The 20,017-nt window shown below is 30.5% G+C and carries 18 protein-coding genes; 5 read left to right on the forward strand and 13 right to left on the reverse strand.

Going from position 1 to position 20,017, the window contains the following annotated elements:
• Positions 1-840 carry a DUF4249 domain-containing protein gene (locus tag HYN86_RS00750; RefSeq protein WP_230406410.1) on the forward strand — a complete coding sequence of 280 codons (840 nt, stop codon included), beginning with the start codon at positions 1-3 and terminating at the stop codon, positions 838-840.
• 588 nt (positions 841-1,428) lie between these two features.
• Here the strand turns inward: HYN86_RS00750 and HYN86_RS00755 are convergent.
• The 7 genes from HYN86_RS00755 to HYN86_RS00785 form a co-directional block, all read right to left on the reverse strand.
• Positions 1,429-1,716, reverse strand: a complete 288-nt coding sequence (locus HYN86_RS00755) for a hypothetical protein (protein ID WP_113676341.1) — start codon at positions 1,714-1,716, stop codon at positions 1,429-1,431.
• A 426-nt stretch (positions 1,717-2,142) separates the two neighbouring features.
• A complete protein-coding gene (locus HYN86_RS00760) occupies positions 2,143-3,270 on the reverse strand; it encodes an HNH endonuclease (RefSeq protein ID WP_113676342.1) in 1,128 nt (375 codons plus the stop codon).
• 30 nt (positions 3,271-3,300) lie between these two features.
• The gene (locus tag HYN86_RS00765; RefSeq protein WP_113676343.1) at positions 3,301-4,224 is read right to left on the reverse strand and encodes a hypothetical protein; all 924 of its coding nucleotides are present in this window, start codon (positions 4,222-4,224) and stop codon (positions 3,301-3,303) included.
• 16 nt (positions 4,225-4,240) lie between these two features.
• Positions 4,241-5,383, reverse strand: a complete 1,143-nt coding sequence (locus HYN86_RS00770; protein ID WP_113676344.1) for an AAA family ATPase — start codon at positions 5,381-5,383, stop codon at positions 4,241-4,243.
• Positions 5,373-7,169, reverse strand: a complete 1,797-nt coding sequence (locus tag HYN86_RS00775) for a DUF262 domain-containing protein (protein ID WP_113676345.1) — start codon at positions 7,167-7,169, stop codon at positions 5,373-5,375. The genes HYN86_RS00770 and HYN86_RS00775 overlap by 11 nt, the downstream gene beginning before the upstream one ends.
• Positions 7,162-8,403, reverse strand: a complete 1,242-nt coding sequence (locus tag HYN86_RS00780; RefSeq protein ID WP_113676346.1) for a DNA cytosine methyltransferase — start codon at positions 8,401-8,403, stop codon at positions 7,162-7,164. The genes HYN86_RS00775 and HYN86_RS00780 overlap by 8 nt, the downstream gene beginning before the upstream one ends.
• Before the next feature lie 52 nt (positions 8,404-8,455).
• On the reverse strand, positions 8,456-8,770 hold the full coding sequence (locus HYN86_RS00785) for a helix-turn-helix domain-containing protein (RefSeq protein WP_113676347.1): 315 nt from the start codon (positions 8,768-8,770) through the stop codon (positions 8,456-8,458).
• Positions 8,771-9,084: 314 nt separating this feature from the next.
• On the opposite strand from HYN86_RS00785, the gene HYN86_RS00790 reads away from it, so the two are divergent.
• The 3 genes from HYN86_RS00790 to HYN86_RS00800 all read left to right on the forward strand — a co-directional run bounded on the left by HYN86_RS00790 (position 9,085) and on the right by HYN86_RS00800 (position 11,814).
• Positions 9,085-9,825 carry an HNH endonuclease gene (locus HYN86_RS00790; protein WP_113676348.1) on the forward strand — a complete coding sequence of 247 codons (741 nt, stop codon included), beginning with the start codon at positions 9,085-9,087 and terminating at the stop codon, positions 9,823-9,825.
• An 87-nt stretch (positions 9,826-9,912) separates the two neighbouring features.
• Entirely contained in the window at positions 9,913-10,638 is a 726-nt protein-coding gene (locus HYN86_RS00795) for a hypothetical protein (protein ID WP_162789237.1), read from the forward strand.
• Between the two features lie 168 nt (positions 10,639-10,806).
• Entirely contained in the window at positions 10,807-11,814 is a 1,008-nt protein-coding gene (locus HYN86_RS00800; RefSeq protein WP_113676350.1) for a PDDEXK family nuclease, read from the forward strand.
• A gap of 279 nt (positions 11,815-12,093) precedes the next feature.
• Here the strand turns inward: HYN86_RS00800 and HYN86_RS00805 are convergent, their stop codons facing one another.
• Entirely contained in the window at positions 12,094-12,837 is a 744-nt protein-coding gene (locus HYN86_RS00805) for an NERD domain-containing protein (RefSeq protein ID WP_113679813.1), read from the reverse strand.
• 509 nt (positions 12,838-13,346) lie between these two features.
• Positions 13,347-13,652: a hypothetical protein gene (locus HYN86_RS00810; protein WP_162789239.1), complete on the reverse strand. Its 306-nt coding sequence runs from the start codon at positions 13,650-13,652 to the stop codon at positions 13,347-13,349.
• Positions 13,653-13,749: 97 nt separating this feature from the next.
• On the opposite strand from HYN86_RS00810, the gene HYN86_RS00815 reads away from it, so the two are divergent.
• Entirely contained in the window at positions 13,750-13,962 is a 213-nt protein-coding gene (locus tag HYN86_RS00815) for a helix-turn-helix domain-containing protein (protein WP_113676352.1), read from the forward strand.
• Between the two features lie 87 nt (positions 13,963-14,049).
• On the opposite strand, the gene HYN86_RS00820 is transcribed toward HYN86_RS00815, so the two are convergent.
• The 4 genes from HYN86_RS00820 to HYN86_RS00835 all read right to left on the reverse strand — a co-directional run bounded on the left by HYN86_RS00820 (position 14,050) and on the right by HYN86_RS00835 (position 19,962).
• Positions 14,050-15,852, reverse strand: a complete 1,803-nt coding sequence (locus HYN86_RS00820) for a glycoside hydrolase family 2 protein (protein WP_113676353.1) — start codon at positions 15,850-15,852, stop codon at positions 14,050-14,052.
• Positions 15,853-16,227: 375 nt separating this feature from the next.
• A complete protein-coding gene (locus tag HYN86_RS00825) occupies positions 16,228-17,643 on the reverse strand; it encodes a hypothetical protein (protein ID WP_113676354.1) in 1,416 nt (471 codons plus the stop codon).
• A 157-nt stretch (positions 17,644-17,800) separates the two neighbouring features.
• Complete coding sequence (locus HYN86_RS00830) at positions 17,801-18,700, reverse strand: PKD domain-containing protein (protein WP_113676355.1); 900 nt, start codon at positions 18,698-18,700, stop codon at positions 17,801-17,803.
• A 164-nt stretch (positions 18,701-18,864) separates the two neighbouring features.
• Positions 18,865-19,962 (reverse strand): endo-1,4-beta-xylanase, encoded by a 1,098-nt coding sequence (locus HYN86_RS00835; protein ID WP_113676356.1) that lies wholly within the window; start codon positions 19,960-19,962, stop codon positions 18,865-18,867.
• Positions 19,963-20,017: the final 55 nt, after the last annotated feature.

A 20,017-nucleotide genomic window follows, 5' to 3' on the forward strand; every position in this document is an offset into this window, starting at 1 on the left:
ATGAACAGATTAAAAAAATATAGTGCAATAAACAAAGCGCTGGCATTACTAACACTTTTTCTGGCTTTGTCTTTTACTTCTTGTGAAGATGTTGTAAACCTTGATTTGGAAACTGGCGAAACAAGATTGGTAATTGATGCTGAAATTATCTGGAAAAAAGGAACTGCAGGAAACGAGCAAACTATAAAAATCAGTAAAACAGCTCCTTATTACAACGATACAACACCAAAAGTTTCGGGAGCGCAGGTGCGTGTTGAAAATAGTAATGGCGACGTTTTTACTTTTACTGAATCTGAAGCGGGGGTTTACAAATGCAATAATTTTGTTCCAGTAATCGATATGGATTATAAATTATTTGTTGAAGCCGAAGGACAAAGTTTTACAGCAACCGAAAAACTAACTTCTGTAACGCCAATTACGAAAGTGGAACAAGCCATTGTTCCAGATTTTGGCGGGGAAGATGTAATCGAACTGACTTTTTATTATACTGATCCCGCAGATCAAGTTAATTTTTATTTAACCGATTATCAAAGTGAGTTTCTAATTTTTCCAGAATACGAAATTACAAATGATGAATTTTATAATGGAAATCAAATCAGTACAAGATTTTCTGATGAAGATATGAAGTCAGGAAATACGGTAAAAATTACACATAGAGGTGTTTCTAAAAACTTTTTCAATTATATGAAATTAATTTTAGAAGCTTCAAATTCAAATCCGTTTTCTGTTCCTCCTGGAAACATTCGCGGGAATATAATCAATAGCAACAATGCTAATAATTATGCAATGGGGTATTTTAGACTTTGCGAAGCTGATCAGGTTGATTATTTGGTGAAGTAAAATGGTTATCTATAAAAACACAAAAGCCTTAAACGAGAATGTTTAGGGCTTTTGTGTTTGGTGTATTAATGGAAAAGCCTTGGGTTAGGAAATGAGGTTTGTAGAAAAGTTTTGTTTGTATTGTTGTTTATTCTGTTTGTAGTAATGTTTCATTAAAGAAATTGCATTTAGCTTGCGGTTAGTTTATGGAAATCTTGACTCGAAGTACACTTTTTCAAAACCTTTATTTTAAACAATGTAAATACACAGTATTTATAGCATATTTGAAGAATTTTCAGCGGAACCATTGTATCCGTATAGAGTACTTATGATTTAGCTTGAGAAATTATAGTTCGCGAGCGTAATTATGGTTACATATCATATAATAAAAAAACTGAGGATTCAGAAAGAATTATCATTGAAGGCAATAAAAAAATCTTATTGAATAACTATGAGAAAGATAAAGTGTGAGAACAGTAGTCAAGAAAGTCGAACCTCTATAACAAAACTTAGAGCACGTTGCTAGATACTTTGAAATAACTTATAGATAATTCTTTTGCACATGAAGGCACTAAGACTTAAAGAAATGACAAAATAATTTCCATCTAATTATGAACGTTCTGATGGTAGTGGTATAATTTTGTCTAGGCCTGATTCTAATAACATTTCTTCGAGCATAATTTCATATATGTCTACTCCTTCAGTTTCGCAAACATTGAAACATTCATTCATGAGTTCATTTCTTAGATCAGCATCCTCTTTACTATATGAAGGTAAGTTCGTTTTAGAATTTACATAGTCGTTAAAGTCATCATCAGGATGAAAACTTAAGCCTTCCGCAGTCAATTGTTTTGCAAATTGTTTAACATCTTCAATATTTAGAATTTTGTTTAACATAACTTTACTTTTTAATTAATAGAAAACAATTTAGATGCTGTAAATTAAAGCATGATACGAATTTAAAAAATAAATTAATTCGATTGGTAATACAATCTTTTAATTTAATCGATTTTCATAAATATCCTTAATTAATACTCATCTCATTATTTAAGGTTAATTGTTATTTTTTAAAATGCCTAATTACTGTAATTCATTTTGTAAAATGATAGCTTGCATATGGATGATTAAAGTAAAGAGTTGACATCATAACAAATAGTAAACTACTTTCCATAAGTCAATCTGAACTTATAGTCAACAAATTAATAGTTATTAATACTTTTCTGCCTCCCAAAATTTATTTTGAACAATATTTAAAAAAGAACCGTGCGAAATGATTAAAAATGCTGACAATTAAAATGCATTAGTTGTTTAATAAATGAACAATTAAATCAAGTCGGTTATCTCGTCCAAAAAGACATGTTTTCGATGATAATCTAAATAGTATTCTCTATTTTCCGGAAATATTCTCATCTTATTTTTTGCGGCAGGATTAATATTTAGTTTATCCCATGTGTATGCACTTAATTGTGTACCACAAATCAATTCTCCGCTGTCTGAAAATGTAATATAACCTTGGTCAAATAATCTATCATAAGTTGGAGAAAGTGAAAGTCCATTCAAGTAATCTAAAGCTTGATCTTCTCTTTTTTCTCTAATGCATACACTATAAGGTTTAATATGACTAGCGATTAAAATTCTTTCATCTGTTAGTTTAGAAAATGGACATTGTGGCATATATTCAATTACAGCTCGACGATATCTTTCTTGACCGATTCTATATGATTTTTTAATTTCTTCAATTTCTTCAACTACTGGTAAATCTTCTTCAATTAATAATAAGGAACTTGGATGTACAAAAGTTCTAAATTGGTAATCCAAAAGGATTCTAAAGTAAAAAATAGGTTTGTTATTCTCTTCCGTTGGGGATACTGGAAATAATTTTAGTATTGAAAGATAGCTGATTTTTGGTAATATTAACTCTCTCCATATTTTCCATATTTTATCATCAGACCTCATGTAACCTCTATTTTGTTTTTGTGAGATATTATCTGAGGCATCATAAATTGAAAAATAAATGTATTCAGTATCTAAATTTTGAACTTCATTATATCTTTCATCATAAAATGCACTTATGTCATTATGATAAATTTGCTCTTGTGAATAATATTCAGCTTTAGCATCATCTAAATACTTTAATAAATTTGATTTACTAAAGAAACAAGTATTATTTTGAATAACAGCACCTCTTTCGATCGCTGATTCTATTGTTTTCCGTTTTTTTTTAGAATCAAAGTGTTCTAATCCCCAATTCGAATATTCAAAAAAGTTTGATAATTTTTGTCCAAGTTCGCCTTTGTATGTTCCGACATGTTTTTTAGACTCGCCATTTCCGTCAAACTGAGCAAGTTTGTTTGATCTATGTATAAAGCTATCTTCTGCGCGAAAATCCTGAATAGAATCAATTATAAAATATTCAATATCATTAATCCGCATTTTTTGATAATCTTCCATATTAAGTATATTATTCAGTATTTTTAGTTTTTATTGATTTTTTTCTCTGTATTCGAGTATTTTTATAACTCTTTTCGGAATCCGGCTTATACCTTCAAAATCTCTTTTATAAGTAAAAGCCTCTACCAAATGGTAACCATGATATTGATTTTGCGGATTATCATTTTCATATTCGTACCAAATAAATTCTTGTTTAACTGTATCGTAATTTATTACATCTTCAGGATTACTATGACTTCGTTTATCTCCAACAGCTTTTTTTAGAAAAGATTCAGCATTCTCTCTACCTCCAACTCCTCCTAGAATTGGTGATTTGGGTTTGCCCGTCCGTTTATCTTTACCATGATTGCCGGAATTTTCAATATGTCTAGTATCCGTATGGTTAAAGTTTCGTTCAAGTCTATTATTTTGTAACCAGTCGTCTAATTCTTTAAAATCAGTGACGTATGGTATGTTGTAGTTCGTAACATTTTGATTACAATTTTCTATAATCATTATTGGATTCTGTGAAAAAAAATAATTAAATAAGTTTAAAATGATTTGTAAATCTGCTTCTAGTAGTGTTTTATGTTGTTTAATTAGATAGGGGAAAAAATTAGGGACATTATCATCCAAACTGTCACTTATTGAATTATATACTTTTATTTTGCAATTTGTTGTATTATTTTCATCAACTGATAAAATTTTATTTTCAATAAAGAGATAATTTATGTACGTTTCTAAATCATAAGTTCCAATATTAATTTTAGATAATTCCTGATAGGTATTTATATTTTCAAAAAAAACATCCTTGTTAGATGTACTGTAATACAAAACAGAACCGAATTCGCAATCTGCTAAATCAATGACCATATGAAAATTTTCAATAATCTTTTGACTTTGTTCACGAGAATCAAAATGGTCATCTAAGTTCTCAGGAAAATGTATATAAGCATGTATAGTTTGTGCCGGCATAACTAGAATTTTTGACTTAAATTAATTCACGAAGATCTTTACCAATTTGGTCAAAAAAACCAATAACTCTATTTTCTGTCCTCCCACCATCTAAAACATTAATTGGTATTGCATTGGTTTTATGCTCAATTTCATCTCTTTCAAAATAGTAAATTTTTAGGTTTTCTTTATTTATCCCTTTTTCTCCCTTTGATGTTTCAAATTTTTTACTTTGAACAAGTATGCCGTTTATTATATGATCGGAATGAGTTTCAACAATTATTTGTATTCCTGCCTGTGCAGCTATACAGATCAGTTCCGATAATTTAGAAATTCCATATGGGTGAATATGAGCTTCAGGGTTTTCAATTAATAATAATGAATCTTTTTCAGCAGATAGTATAGCTACTATTATTGGTAAAACGTATGATAGTCCAAAACCAACATTTTTTTTAGAGAGTTCATCAACAGAACCGAACATTTCTTCTGATTGCACTGTGTCAAAAGAGTACTTAATATCATAACTGTCTCCAAATGGTATAGCAACTACATTAATATTATTACTAATTTCTCGTTCCCATGCCGACACCTGACTTAGTAAAAAGTCATCCTTTTCCAACGGATGTCTTAGACTTTCAATTACTTTTAATTTTTTACCATACTCAAATAAAAATTGAGCAACAAGTTCCCCTTTACCTTCATTTACTGAAATTTGTTTTTGAAACTCTACTGCATAATCATCGGTAATGTATTCAATACCTCTAAGTGCACTTAAATATTGAAAGTTATTATTAAACAAGGAAATATTCTCATATCCATCGCTGTCTATTACATCATTTTTTCTTTTAAGGTATGCTTTGTTTTGATATCTTGGTATCTCAAATATCCATGAATATTCTAATTTTTCATCTGCTAAAACTATACCTATTAAGTTTTCAAACTCTTCATTTGGAAATCTATAAATTGCATCATTTGATTTTCCAATAAAACATAAAGGAGAGTTTAAATCTAGAATAGAATCCAATCTGTTTTTTTGATTTGTTTGTCTCAATAATAACATTGATTGGATGATTGAAGATTTTCCCACTCCATTTTGACCAGATAATACAGTCAAATTTCCCAAACTTAAGACGGTGTCCTTGTGAGATTTGAAATTTAATAAACGAAGATTAGTAATCATTTTCGATTGTTTCTTTAATTATTTTTTCTACTTCTTGAAATCTTCTCATTACACTATCTTTTAGAGCGGTTCCTTGTGTGATAGATCTTAGAAAAGCTAAATTTTTATGTAATTCAATAAACTTAAGTTTAAACCTTTCTTTCTTTCTTTTTAATATATTTCTGTCTGATTCGTTTAATTTAGAGAATGATACGCTTAAGACTTCAAATAATGCTTTATTAATAGGTTTTCGCCCATCTGATTCATTAAACCTTTTTCTAAATGCATCATTGCCAAATAAGTCATGAGCAAGCTTCATAGAATTGTAAAAATCATCTTTTAATTTAGATATTTCGACGTTACTTAATTCTCTTATCTCTGCCATACCATTATTTAAGAAGGTGTCTAAATTTGGTTCATAATTAGTATAGTTTATTAGATAAAAAGAAATAAACCGGGTTATAAAGTCTCTATCTTCCATTCTATATGGATCAATTCTATTATCTGTAGCTTTTACAAATTCTTTTCCTTCTCTAGTGGCATAAAGTTTAATTTCTTTTCCATCTCGATTTTTTCTAGTACGAATTTTATTTGTCTCGTCTTCATCATCTTTCCCTCTTGATAAATCGGCAACAAGTTCCGCTGGAATTCCTTGATTAATGGCATGTCTAATTTCTTGTTCCTTTAATTCTAAACCACCAGTGTTAACCCTTTTAAAGATGTTATATTTAACAGCATTTGGAGTTCCTTTTTCAATTATATATGTCGTAATTTGAAAAGTTTTAATACGTCTTTGAAAATTAGATGGGAGTTGATGAAAGAATAATCCATTATATTCTTGCAAAAACTCTAAATTTATTAATCTGAAATTTTCATGTAATACATAATTTTTTATTGTGCTTATTCGCTGAAGTCCATCTATTACTTCTAATTCATTTTCATCTAATTCATTAAAATAAAATGCTGGAATAGGTAGTTTTAGTAAAAGTGATTCTATAAATCTACTCTTTTTTGTATCATTCCATAAATTTGGTAATCTTTGAAATTCAGTATTTAAAACAATGAAATTATCTTCTAGATCATTAATTATTTGTCCTATATGTGAAGGAGTAGTTCTTACTTTAATTTTATTAGGATCGAAAGGAGTTTCAATATCAGCCATTTCGTTTGATATTTCTCTTTCGACATATTCAATGTCCTCAGAAACAGAAGTAAACTTATTAATGTCTAAGTTTAAGTTATTTGATTCGTAAATCGAATATTCGATTCCAGTTAAATTTAGAGTGAAATAAAAAAGTTCTTCATTAGAGTCATTTTTTATCTTATATATATTGAAATATGAAATATTTGGAAGAGGAATTTCTCTTAAGATGTTATAATTTTTTTTATCTAATAGCTCATTAACAGAATTAATATAAACTCTTGGGCCTTCAATCTGATTTTGATCTTTTATGCGAAATTTTATAATCGGATCAGAATTGTTGATTATATTAATTCTTAAATCCCATAGGTGCGATAATTTATCGTTATCACGATAGGTTTGTAAAGGATCTTTGTATTCATTGTAAACATTATTAAGATAGTGTAACAAATTATGTCTTGATAAGATGCAATTTGCTTCAAAACCTCTCTTTCCAAAAAAATCGATAGTATTATGGTTACTTTGTCCTACATAAAGTTTTGCTTCTCCGTTGCCTCCTCCAGTTTTGTTAGAAGGTACTACAAATGAGTCGGCAATAGTAATTTTTTCAATTACATCGACTAATTTAAAATTTTGTTTTTCTATTTGAATTTGAATACTATTCATTCTTTGCAAATTTTGTAATATCCATTTCTTTCATCAGAGCAATAAATACATTTGTTACAATACTATTACCAGCTTGTCTATACATTTGCGTGTCACTTACTACTTGTTTAAAATCATCTCTAAATCCCATTAAACGTAAACATTCTCTAGGAGTTAATTTTCTAATTTTACCTTTGTTATGTGTAACATAATTATCAACTCCCGAGCGATGCATTTTATGCATTGATTGTAAAAGAGGCCTGGCAATTTCTAAATCTGTCCCTACAGTTGTTTTAAAAGCTTTAGTACCTGTAGATAAAACATATGCCTTTGTTTTTTCTGATAAATAGTATTTTTCTTCAACTTCGTTAACGTCAAAAACAAAAGCATTGAAATCATTTAAAGTTTCTTCAAAGATAAAATCACCGTGCCAGTTAAATTGTTGGTTAGCCTTTTGGCATAAAGCTATTTCTCCATTAATCTGCGTATATCTTTTATTTCTATTTTTTGTACTTGTAACGAATTTAATCCCCTTTTCTTTAAGATAATATTTACTATCGGTGTAATCCTCAAGAAAATCTTGCATTTTATATTCTAAAGGGATAGCTTCAGGAAAATCAAAATCAATTGAATTATCCTTAAAACCTACTACAAAAATGCGTTCTCTATGCTGTGGAATACCGTAATCTTTAGAATTTAGTAGTTTATATTTGAATTTATATCCTAGTTCTTTAAATGTCTCTTTTATTACTTCAAATGTATTTCCTTTGTCATGGCTTACTAATCCTTTGACATTTTCGAATATAAATACTTTTGGTTGGCTTTCTTTAACCACTCTAGCGAATTCATAAAAGAGTGTACCTCGTGTATCATCAAAGCCTCGTCGTTTTCCAACCATTGAAAATGACTGGCAGGGACTTCCCCCCACTAACAAATCAATTTTATTGACATATTTTGAGCCATCTATATTTTTTACATCTTCATACCAACTAGATTCAGAAATTTCATAATTAGCAAAATAACTATCTTTTACATGTTTGTCATTGTCACAAGCAAAAACAATTTCTTCTTTTAAATTTAATCTTTTAAGAGCATGTTCAATTGAGCCAATTCCACTAAACATAGTTGCTAATCTTATAGTAGCATTTGGGTTTTCGAATTCTTTTAATGTCCAATCTTTAACATTCTTTTTAATGTTGACAATTGGTTTTTCTAATATGTCTTTAATTTTTCCCTCTTCAATATTCGTACTCATCAATCTTGTTTTATTTTTTGTTATTGAAAATGTTTTCAAATTACATTTATAGTTATCCTAATTCTTCTAGTTGTTTATTTTGAGTAATAAATCTCATTTTTTCTTTTGCAACTTTCAAAATTTCATTGGCATTATCTTCCTTTTCTATTAAATCACAGACTTGGTCAGCTACCCAAATAGTAAGCAATTCTTTTTCTTTTGTCTGAAGAATTGCTGCTAGAATCGGAAGATGATCTCTTTTTGCTCTTCTTTCTCCTCGTTCTATTTTACTTAACATTGCGGTATCCATGTCTAAAGCATTAGCTAAATGTCTTTGCAATAGATGTTTTTGTTCTCTTAAGTGTTTTATGTATTCTCCAAATTTCATATTACTTATTTTGACTTGTCAAATTTTGTCTAATGTATAGAAAAGTAAAATTATATAGTTAGTTTGTTGTAAAAGTTATTCACTATTTTATTAAGAAATTCCATTGCCTGTGTAGTTTGAAAAGTGATTTTTCTATATTTGTTTAAGTAGCAGAAGTTCTTTTCAATTGAAAAGAAGTTTATTGTATAATATAACAAAGGAGAAAATCTTTTAATCCCAACGAGGTTACACTTAGAATTGTGTGATAAAGAAGGGCTGTATAATCGAATAGTAAATAGCAGATTAAAACGGCAGTCTAATTTAAAATAATATTTATGGATGATTGGTCAATAATTCAAAATCAAGCAGAGAAGTTATTGAAAACCAAAGGTGAGTTCCACTCGCTTGGAGGTTTAGTGAAATATCGATTATACCATGTTGATGATGAAAAAATTGTTGTTGACAGAATCAATGGAGGAAATTACGCATTAATTGGTAGACTTGGAGCTTTGAATGCTATAAATAGATTAAAACAAGAAAGACAAATAAAAAAAACTGATTTAATAAATAGTGTCTTAAGACAAACTACATTAGTATTATTGCATCCAAATATTTATTATGATAATCAAACAAAACAAATTATTTGGAAAGATAAAAAAAAGGAGATAAAAGAAATAGAGAGTTTTATTAATCAAGCAAAAGATGATGAAATTGAAAAAATTCAAATTCAAATAAATAAGAGAAGGAATCAATCTAAATTTAGAGAAAACATTTGTAAACTGTACGAAAACAAATGTGCAATTTCTAATAATGGTATTATAGAGGTTTTAGATGCTGCTCACATTATTTCACATTCTAAAAGTGGGATTAATAAAAATGATAATGGAATTTTATTGAGAAGTGATTTACACATATTATTTGACAAAAATCTAATTACAATAGATCCACAAACTTTTGAAATTTTAATAGATAAAACTTTAGTTAACTCGTCTTATTATAAATATCATAAAAATAAAATTAAACTACCCATTGGTAATAAATATTTATTAAAGAAATGGGAGAATCAACATTCATAATAATGAGAAAAAATAATGACAGACGTAGAGCTTTATAATTCAGCAGTAACCTTTTTACTTTCGTTTAAAAATGTAACCAAACAAGATTTGGACAAGCATCTTTTGTCTGAACATGAAAAGCCTAAAGACCTTAAAATAATTTACAGATGTCTTTGTGAATCTGCCCAAAACAGGCAAATGAGCACAAGGGTTATTGGAAACTCAATTGGAGGGGTAGCTAATCTTAAAAAAATTCTATACGATTTTGATCCGCATCAAGTGGCAACAACTTATAAAAAAGATGATACAGAAATTTTGCTAGCAGATATCAAACAGAAATTAAATCCGAAAGGAAAATTTCGGACGGAAACAAAGAGTTTGTGGCCGCAATTTTGTAAATCAATTATTGATTCCGCACATTTTTTAAAATCATTTGATACAGCAGACAATTTTTATGAATGGGCTAACTTTTTTGCAAAAGATGTTAGGGCAAAACCTGCACTTCCTTTAATGATAAGTGTCGAAATAGCAGGAATTGGTTTTCCTTTGGCTTGCGATTTTTTGAAAGAATTAGGATTTGATGAATATGGTAAGCCAGATGTGCATTTAAAAGATATTTTTCAAGCATTAAAAGTTATTGATATAAATGAAAAATCTGTTATTAAACAAGATTATACTACATTGAAAGTAATTGATAGGATTGCAAAAGCAAATAATGTAACTCCTTATGCCATTGATAAAATATTTTGGCTAATAGGTAGCGGGAATTTTTATTCCACAGGTAAGAATATTGGAAGGCAGAAACAAAATTTCATTAACCAAATTATCAAATAAATTGTTATACTCACGATTATTTAAGGAATTGAGATTTTAATAGAATTACTGTTAGTTATTCATATTTTATGAAGAAGAAAATATTCTGATTCAATTTTTACAATGTTGAAAAATATCGTACTTCGAATGTTATAGTATAAAACTAATTATATAAATAAGAAAAAAATAATGGCCATATTCAATATTTCTAAAGAAGGCATTTACGAAGTTAGTGAAACTAGTTTTCATGCAAATGGAATACTAGAAAGAACTCATTTGCAAAATTATTTGAGGGATAAAATAGAAATACTTTGTCCAAAAACTTTAATTATTTCTGAAGAGTTTTCCGATTGGGATGAAAGTAAAAAAAGAATTGATTTACTTGGAATTGATAAGGATGCAAACCTTGTGGTAATTGAACTAAAGCGGACTGATACTGGAGACCATATGGAATTACAAGCCCTACGATATGCTTCAATGATTTCAACTTTGAATTTTGAAAAATGTGTTTCTATATTTCAAAATTATATTGACAAAAGAGGTTTTCAAACAAATGCAAAAGATGAATTGATGAACTTTTTGGAATGGGAAATTCCTTTAGAAAATGATTTTGCATCAAACGTTAAAATAATTCTTGCGTCAAGAGACTTTTCGAAGGAACTTACTACTTCAGTTATGTGGCTAATCAGTAAGGGAATTGATATTACTTGCATAAAATTAATTCCATATAATTTTAAAGATGATTTGTTATTAGATATTAATCAAATTATTCCTCTTCCGGAAGCCGAAAGTTATCTAATTAAAATCAAAGAGAAAACAATTGAAAGGCAGATTGCTATTCAGAACTCAAGAGATAATACGAAGTACTTATTTAATAACATGAAATTAGGAAAAGGACGATTGGTCCTTGAGATTGTTAAATCATATTTGAATAAAAATCCAAATTCAACTTTTGGACAGCTTCAAAATAGGTTCCCTCCAAATTTACAGGGTTCAACAGGAGTAATAAATACTTTAGATCATATCAAAACTAAATATGAAAAAGCTTCAAAAAAACGACATTTTATAGAAGATGAGTATGTTTTAGTGAGCGGAGATAATATTTCATTCGCAGTTTCAACAGAATGGGGAATAGGTAACATCCATAATTTAATTGAAATAGCAAAAGAAGAAGATTTTCAGATTGAAGAAGTGTAAGACAAATAACAGCTACTGAAACAGACTTAGTTATTTGTCCTTATGAAAATTCAATTTTGCATTTAGAATTATAATTTCTTTTCATCTGACAAGAAGTTATAATCATAAGTGCGAATAATTCAAATAAATATCAAAATCATTAAACCAATTACCTCTACCTTTTACAAGATAAAGCTTCAGAGAAATCTAGAGCTTTTTTATTTTCTCTAATTTTTAAATTAACAAAAATATTTTTGCGTCACGAGCGGGACTCTCACGCTAGTCAAACACTGTCAAAGTTTATTTTAATATTTTTTTTGTAAATTTACATTTAGGATATGATTTACACCCAAAAAAACGCCCAAATTCTCCTTTTCTTTCAACCAAACTATTACCACATCTTGGACATTTCTTTTCTTGAATTGTTTTCTCTCGGTCGTTGATTCTTTGTTTAATAGAATTAATATGTTCCTTTTTGTTGAACGAATCAACTATATTAGCAGAATTAATTTTTTCGAAAATATTTTTCTTAATTTCTTGTGAGAGATTTGCAGTTGAGTATTTTTTTATTGTTCTTATGAGACGATGCATATTAACAACATCTACATTTGTATCTATTCTTATTTTGGCATTTGTTGAGAAAACAATAATAGATATATATTCTAGCTTTCTGTATTCTTTTAGAGAAGTTTTCAAAGCTCTTATATGTCCTGCATTTTGAAAAATAGGATTATAAAACTTGGATCTATATTTATATATCACTTGAGTCCAGTACTCCGATTTTTCGTAACCAATAATACATCCTTTATAATTTTTAGTTTCGATAACAAATATTCCAAAACTAGAAATGACTACATGATCAATTTGAGTGGTTACTCCTCCTATCTGTAAAACTACATTATGGATGACTTTATAATCTGACTTATCTAAGAAATTTAATATTAAAGTGACTGTTTTCTCTCCAATTATCCCTTTAACTTTTACCTTATACAAACCATAAATAAAAATCAGCAAAAATATTCCTATTAGTAAAATTAGTTCCATAAATTATTATTCACTTAAATTTCAACTAAATATAAAAGTATAAGAAATATTACTAACTAACAATTTCATAAAAATCTTCAAAAAATTGGTTAGATAAATTGAATGCTTCCCGCTACTAAAGTGAGCTATTAAAAGTAATTGTGGGTAGCGGGAACAGGACTCGAACCAACACGCTACAAATCTTATTTGTAATTAATCCTAAAAAAATTACACTCCCCTACCAATCTCCCTTTCACCGGCCAAATCAAACACTTGAAAACAGTCTTTAAAAAAAAGAAATTAACTAACTAAATTCTGTGTAAAGAAATTGTTTAAACACGAGGTACACTTTTTTTCTGCGCTTTCTCTTAATTAACATTTAAAGCCTTGGATTTACTAGGGTTCTTAAAAATTAAGAGCGGAACCTCTTCATCCGCAAAAAGAACTCAACAGCGATGCTTTTTTTATCTATAAGTATCTCTCTTTAAAATAGTTAATTCCAAAAATAAAGAAATAATCATATCGAAGCCTTATTTTTTGATATCCAGACCAACTCTAAAAACCTCATCCAACAACTCCATTTCATCATTCGGCAGTAACTGCAACGCCATCTCAACCAAAATCATAGCATCAGAGAAAGGTTTGTTAGAATTTTCGCTTTGGAGCATTGTAATACTTGCTTTCAATAAAGCGGTAACTATAATATTTAATTCACTGTAACAAGATACATTTAGAATTGCGGAAAAAGAATCATTATGAGGTTTGAGTTTATTAAAATAGTTTCCTTTATTCATTATTTCTAATAATTGTGTTACGGCTTTTTGTTGTGTTTCCATGAGTTCAAGTTTAATCATTTTTATTAGTTATCATATACGATAACCTATAATTGCAAATATATAACAAATTTTGAATTATCATAAAAGATAATTCGAAATGAGCGAAACCATACAACAGAAAGTAGGAAAGAGAATCGTAGAAATCAGAACACAAAAAAATATTTCCCAACAAGAATTGGCATCCAAATGCAATTTTGAAAAAAGTAATATGTCTAGATTGGAGAAAGGAAATGCAAATGCGACCCTTTCTACTCTCGAAAAAGTATGCGATGCATTACAAATAGAATACATTGAATTGTTTAAATTTTAGGAATTATAATCAAAACATCTTTCAAAAAACCAAAAAACCTCCAAAATCAAACTTGACTTTGAAGGTTTTTCACTTTATCTAAAGCTCTTATTTATATTCGGCTTCTTTCTGCTTATACCAATCTTTCATTACATAAAAAGCTTTCTTTTTAATTCCTTGATCGGAGATTAAACCCTTACGATTAAAGAAATCCTGAATGTTTGGCAATTGTCTTCTTGGTGATCTGAAGTCGACTAAAATCCAAGGCGAAACTCCTGCTAAACCTTCGATGCGATTGAACATCTGTGTGTTTTGAATGTATAATTCTTCCTGATATTCTTCGTTCCAGCGTTCTTTTTTATCGCCGTGACGACCTTGCAAAGCTTCGCCTCCAAATTCGCTGATGATAACCGGCTTGTTATACGGAATTACCCATTGCATGTCTTTGCAAGATTCGTTTGTTCCTCTGTACCAGCCTAAATATTGGTTAAAACTCACAATGTCTACATATTCGTTCATATTATCGTGAAGTGTATTAACATTGTTCGGACTTTTGGTTACTTCCATCGCCATACTTATTAAACGAGAATTATCTTGTGTACGCGCATATTTGGCCAATTTACTCAAGAAAACATCTCTGTCATCTCCATGCGGAGTTTCATTTGCAATTGACCAGATTACAATGCCGCAGCGATTTTTATCTCTGTAAATCATATCGTGCAATTGACGTTCTGCATTCGCGTAAGTGTCTGGATTCGTCCATGATATGGTCCAATAAACTGGAACTTCAGACCAGATCATCAATCCCATTTTTTCAGCTTCTTTTACCATTTTTTCGTTATGCGGATAATGCGCCAGACGAACATAGTTACAGCCTAATTCTTTTGCCCAAGTCAATAATGTAACAGCATCTTCTTCTGACCAAGCTCTTCCTGATCTGAAAGGAGCTTCTTCGTGAATACTAATACCGCGTAAAAAGACTTTTTTTCCGTTTAACAGAATCTCTTTTCCTTTGGTTTCTATGGTTCTGAAACCAATTTGATCTGCAATATTTTCATCGGCTTTGCTAATCGTTACTTCATATAATTTTGGTTTTTCCGGCGTCCATAAAATAGGATTGGCTTTAATTTCAAAATACGCCATTCCTTTGGCATCAGTCGTAACGTTCTTTTTGATTTTTAACTCTGGAATCGAAACCGAAACAGATTGGTTTGCTGTTTCACTATTCAACTTTATCCAGCCCGAAATTTTTCCTTTTTCTTTTTTGTCCAATTGTACCAAATAATCTTCGATATAGGTATTCGGGACTTGCGCTATAGTCACATCTCTTGTAATACCGCCGTAATTCCACCAATCCATATTTACGGTCGGGACATTATCTTTATGGCGTTTGTTGTCGACTTTTACTACCACAAAATTATTGCCGTCCAACAATAAATCGGTCACATCAAAATTGAATGGTGTATAACCGCCAACGTGAGTTCCTGCCAGTTTTCCGTTTACATAAACCTTTGCATCGTAATTGACTGCTCCAAAATGAAGAATACCTTTGCTTTGAGAATTCTTTTGATAATTGAAGTCTTTCTGAAACCAAACTGTTCCTTCGTAAAAAAACAATCTTTCGTCTTTACTATTCCAGTCAGACGGAATATCCATCGTGGCAGAAGTCGCAAAATTATATTCGGTTAAATCTGTGGTATTCCATTTTTTATTTTCGAAGAATCCGTTGTTTTTAAACGGCATTAAACGGTAATCGTAATATCCGTTTTCGAGCGGGTCTACGATATAACTCCATTTTCCGTTTAAAGTAATATTGTTCCTCGATGAAATGTTGGAAACTAACGGAATTTCCTGCGCCATTGCTTTCCCCATCAGCAGAAAAGTACAGCACAGCATTACAATTTTTTTCATAGTTTTTATTTTTAATTATATTGGTCTAATTAATTTAAACACATCACTAGATTAAATCTGCTGATCTGCTAAATCTGCGGGAAAATTTTTTAGCTCGCAGATTTAGCACATTTTTTAACACATAGAATCATAGATTTTCTTTGAGTCTAAAGGCGTTTCACTTTTTTAAATACACATAGCTGCTTTTATATCCTCACCTTTATCTGTTGATCTGTAAAATCTGCGGGAAAAAATTTTCGCTCGCAGATTCGGCAGATTTAGCAGATTAGTGGATTTTTTAATTTTTAATTTTTAATTTTTAATTTTTAATTTTTAATTTTTAATTTTTAATTTTTAATTTTTAATTCTTAATTTTTAATTCTTAATTTTTAATTCTTAATTCTTTTTATTATCAAAATAACGCGTCAGTTCGTAAGCATTATCATTAATCACTTTCATTTCTTTTAACAAAGGCTGATACGGTTCGAACTTGCTGTTGACAATTCCTTTGTTGGAATCTCTGTTGGAATAATCGGTAGTTAAATCTTCTGGATCGTTATCCATATATTTGAACCAATGCCAGCCGACAGAATTTTTATTTTTAAGTAATTCCAAAGTGAAATTCTGATAGAAAAGTCCTCTTTCTTTCTGCGTTCGAACCAGCCAGCCCGCGCCGGTATTATTGGGCAGTCCAGAATCTTCTCCTTTGGTGTACCATTCTGTAATTAAAAAAGGCTTTCCTGACCATTCTCCCCAATTGTTCATTAATTCCTGACTTGGCTCCCATTTTCTATAATGATTTATTGAAATGATATCCATGTATTTTCCAGCCACTTTAAAAATCTCCGGATTTGTCAATTCCTGTTCCTTATCCTGATTGAAACGGCATCCTAAATAAAGATGGTTCGGATCTGCTTTTCGAAGTGCTTCTGTGACTTTCTTCATATAAGTTTCAAAATAAAAAGCGGTAAATGCCATTCTATCTTCCTGATTTACATCAGAAATAGAAGCATTAAAACCTTTTCTTTTGTCCAGCCAATCTTTTGCTGCAATATATCCTTGTTCATCTTTGGCCAATAAAGTTAAATGTTTATCTAATGCGTCGTTATACCAAGGCAGTTCATTATCAGTAAAATAACCCATCAAATACTTATCATTTTTATATTGAGAAACGTCTTTTACGGATTTTTCTACGTACGCATCAAATTCTTTATCGAAAACCATTACGAGATCAAAACGGTAATTCTGCCAGCTGGCTTCTTTGTATTTTCCGCCGTATTTCTTAATATGATCGGAATGATACATACCCATTGGCGAAATAATTATGGTATAAACCAATGGATTTTCAGCTTTTCGAACCAAATCAATATTCGACCAAGCTCCTACTCCATTAAAACCATTGTCACGAAGTAATTTTGTTTCCTGCTTCAGCCAATTTTCTGGACTTCCGTATTTTTTATCGAATGCTTTCTGCTGATTTACAGAGCGTCCTGCGTTAAAAACTGCAACACCTTTATAAATAAACGGATAGCCTTCTGGATCAATAATCCACCATCTGTTGTTTACCTTTTCTGTTCTAAAAAATCCCGTCGCTTCTCTCTGCCAGACTTTAGATCCGCCGTAAATAGAAATCGGCTCTTGCTTTTTAATTTTAAATCCAGGCAGCTTGTCAACTGTCTTTGCATCGTACGCCACCCATTTTGGATCTAATGCATTTTGTCTGGCTTCTACTTTTTGGTACGTAATGTTATTCTGTGCATTTGCAGTAATGAGGCTTATAAAACAGAACAATACATAAATGGAATGCTTCATTAAATTTGTTTTTTAATATGTTTAACACATAGAAACATAGATTCTCTTTGAATTGAGAAAGGCGCTCACATATACATAGATTTTGCTATATGAGAAACTAGTTTACTTTTAACTCTCTCAAGTCTAAAAAACCTATTTCTCTATGTGTTTAAAAATTTTATTTAGATAAATAGATATGATCAATATCAAAAATGTAGTTATTTAAAGCTCTAACATCTTCTGGATCAACACTTCTTAAAACCAAAATATCTTTGATTTTAGTCAAGTCTAATGACGGATTTTGTTTTTTATAATCAGCAATTGGAATTTTAACCATGTTCCAGCTTCCGTCTCTTTTTAATCCATACAAATTACTTGTGGCATCAAATTCTACATATCCGGTATTGGAAGCATCTTTCATTCTAAATCTGATTTTTCCAGTGCTGGTCGTTCTTACCGCCATATTAATATGGGTGTAAGATGAAATATCCGTGAAATTTACAAACGATAGAATTGCCATTGCCCATTTAGCTTCGGCTGCAGGCGGTGCTGCTGGAAGAGAAAAATTTCTAAAGGCTCCTTCATAACCATCAGCAGCGACTTCTTTAATTACAAATTGATTGCTTGAAACCCAGTTTAGGACAGGAGCTGTTTTCGTGAAATCAGGATTTTCAGAATAAATTTTAAGGGCATCAGCCGGGATAACGATTGGCGGAGTTGCAGGCGCTTCAACCTCAACCGTAAAAGTTTTCTTTTGAGTGGTATTGTCAACAAAAGTAATTTCTAAAGTGGTTGTAAAAGTACCGCCTTTAGCATATTTCACCTCAACGTTCGGTTCAATAGAAGAACCTGGAGAGCCGCCTTGAAAAGTCCATTTTACAGCACGGACTTTTGTCGACGAATCTGTATATGTAATGGTTTCTCCTGCTTTAACAGAGGTATTGGTGGATTCTGCTTTTAATTCTCCTTTTTTATAAAGATATACTTCGCGTACATCATCTTCACAGGAAAACAAACTTGCAAAAAGTACTAAAAGAAAATATTTCAGTTTAGCGATATGATTTAGTTTTATAGTCATGGTTTTGTGTTTTTGGGTTAATTTTTTTCAGAAATGATGCGTCATTTAGAATATAGAGGATAGAACATAGAGAAAAGATTTTTCTAAGAATCTTAGATCTTGCTTCTCGCTTCTTGCCTCTATTCTCTATACTCTATATTCTATTTTCTACACTCTTAAAAACTCTATTTCAATCCATCTAAAAATCCTTGGTATGCAGGTTTCTTATTATAGTCGGCATCTAGAAGCAACGGATACTCTTTTGAATGCCAAAAACCGGTTAACCAAGTATATTTGTCGGTTACACCCCAAGTTGAAATGGCAAATTTTTGGGTTTGAGGCAATTCTTCGTACATCGTTGTGATGTATTTATAAGTTTCAGCCTGTTTTTGGGCTTCGGCATCTGTAAAAACATACGAGTCCGATTTAGCTGTGTTTACTTTGATGTCTAATTCTGAAATGTGAATTAACAATCCTGTTGAAGCCATATCAGTAAAACCGGTTTTCATGGTTTGCCTGTTGGTGTCTGTTGCATAATGAAATTGGTCTCCCACACCATCGATTGGAATTCCATTGGCTTTGAATCTGGTTACCATTTTTTTTATGGCAGCTCTTTTTCCACCATCCAGAACTACGCTGTAATCATTGTAAAATAATTTAGCCTCTGGATCTGCAGCTTTTGCATATTTAAAACACCTGCCGTAAAAGCCTATTGGGTCATTAAAAATTGGTTTGATTACGGTTTCATTTCGTAAAGCTCCGCCATCGGCAAAAACTTCATTTACAACATCCCAGCTTTTTACTCTGCCTTTATAACGACCAACAACATCTGTAATGTAAATTTTGACTTTTGACTCGAATGCAATGGAATCGTATTTTGCGTTTTTAAACCATTCTGGAAAGGAATCGTACCAGACTAAAGTATGTCCGTGCACTTTCATATTATTGTCTTTTGCAAAACCAACTAAATAATCGGCGGCTGTAAAATTATACGCTGTTGAGGATGACCAGATACTAGCCATTTTCATTTCGAACTCAGCCGTAATCTGGTTATAATGTTTTATAACTGCATTTTTATAATTGGCTTCTCCTTGTAAATCTTTCATTTTAACTGCTGCACCAACCTTAAATTTTGCTTTTTCTTTTAAGGTTTGAGTAATCGGATTTGGACTGCCGGTACCGCCGTCTTCATCTGCATTTATAAAAACTACTTTTTCGTCGTTGCTGCAGGAAGCAAACAGCAAAACAGTTAATAGACCTAAAATATATTGTTTATTTATCATCGTGTTTTTTTTTAGTTTGATCCGGAAATCAAATGTTACTTTGTTTCCCGGATCG

Source organism: Flavobacterium fluviale, assembly GCF_003312915.1.
In the GTDB taxonomy this organism is placed as follows: domain Bacteria; phylum Bacteroidota; class Bacteroidia; order Flavobacteriales; family Flavobacteriaceae; genus Flavobacterium; species Flavobacterium fluviale.

Bases quoted from the DNA above. Each gene is read 5' to 3' on its own strand.
- HYN86_RS00780 (WP_113676346.1), bottom strand. From the start codon at position 8,403: ATGAGTACGAATATTGAAGAGGGAAAAATTAAAGACATATTAGAAAAA.
- HYN86_RS00835 (WP_113676356.1), bottom strand. From the start codon at position 19,962: ATGATAAATAAACAATATATTTTAGGTCTATTAACTGTTTTGCTGTTT.
- HYN86_RS00770 (WP_113676344.1), bottom strand. From the start codon at position 5,383: ATGATTACTAATCTTCGTTTATTAAATTTCAAATCTCACAAGGACACC.
- HYN86_RS00810 (WP_162789239.1), bottom strand. From the start codon at position 13,652: ATGGAAACACAACAAAAAGCCGTAACACAATTATTAGAAATAATGAAT.
- HYN86_RS00830 (WP_113676355.1), bottom strand. From the start codon at position 18,700: ATGACTATAAAACTAAATCATATCGCTAAACTGAAATATTTTCTTTTA.
- HYN86_RS00800 (WP_113676350.1), top strand. From the start codon at position 10,807: ATGGCCATATTCAATATTTCTAAAGAAGGCATTTACGAAGTTAGTGAA.
- HYN86_RS00790 (WP_113676348.1), top strand. From the start codon at position 9,085: ATGGATGATTGGTCAATAATTCAAAATCAAGCAGAGAAGTTATTGAAA.
- HYN86_RS00785 (WP_113676347.1), bottom strand. From the start codon at position 8,770: ATGAAATTTGGAGAATACATAAAACACTTAAGAGAACAAAAACATCTA.
- HYN86_RS00775 (WP_113676345.1), bottom strand. From the start codon at position 7,169: ATGAATAGTATTCAAATTCAAATAGAAAAACAAAATTTTAAATTAGTC.
- HYN86_RS00760 (WP_113676342.1), bottom strand. From the start codon at position 3,270: ATGGAAGATTATCAAAAAATGCGGATTAATGATATTGAATATTTTATA.
- HYN86_RS00815 (WP_113676352.1), top strand. From the start codon at position 13,750: ATGAGCGAAACCATACAACAGAAAGTAGGAAAGAGAATCGTAGAAATC.
- HYN86_RS00755 (WP_113676341.1), bottom strand. From the start codon at position 1,716: ATGTTAAACAAAATTCTAAATATTGAAGATGTTAAACAATTTGCAAAA.
- HYN86_RS00765 (WP_113676343.1), bottom strand. From the start codon at position 4,224: ATGCCGGCACAAACTATACATGCTTATATACATTTTCCTGAGAACTTA.
- HYN86_RS00825 (WP_113676354.1), bottom strand. From the start codon at position 17,643: ATGAAGCATTCCATTTATGTATTGTTCTGTTTTATAAGCCTCATTACT.
- HYN86_RS00820 (WP_113676353.1), bottom strand. From the start codon at position 15,852: ATGAAAAAAATTGTAATGCTGTGCTGTACTTTTCTGCTGATGGGGAAA.
- HYN86_RS00805 (WP_113679813.1), bottom strand. From the start codon at position 12,837: ATGGAACTAATTTTACTAATAGGAATATTTTTGCTGATTTTTATTTAT.
- HYN86_RS00750 (WP_230406410.1), top strand. From the start codon at position 1: ATGAACAGATTAAAAAAATATAGTGCAATAAACAAAGCGCTGGCATTA.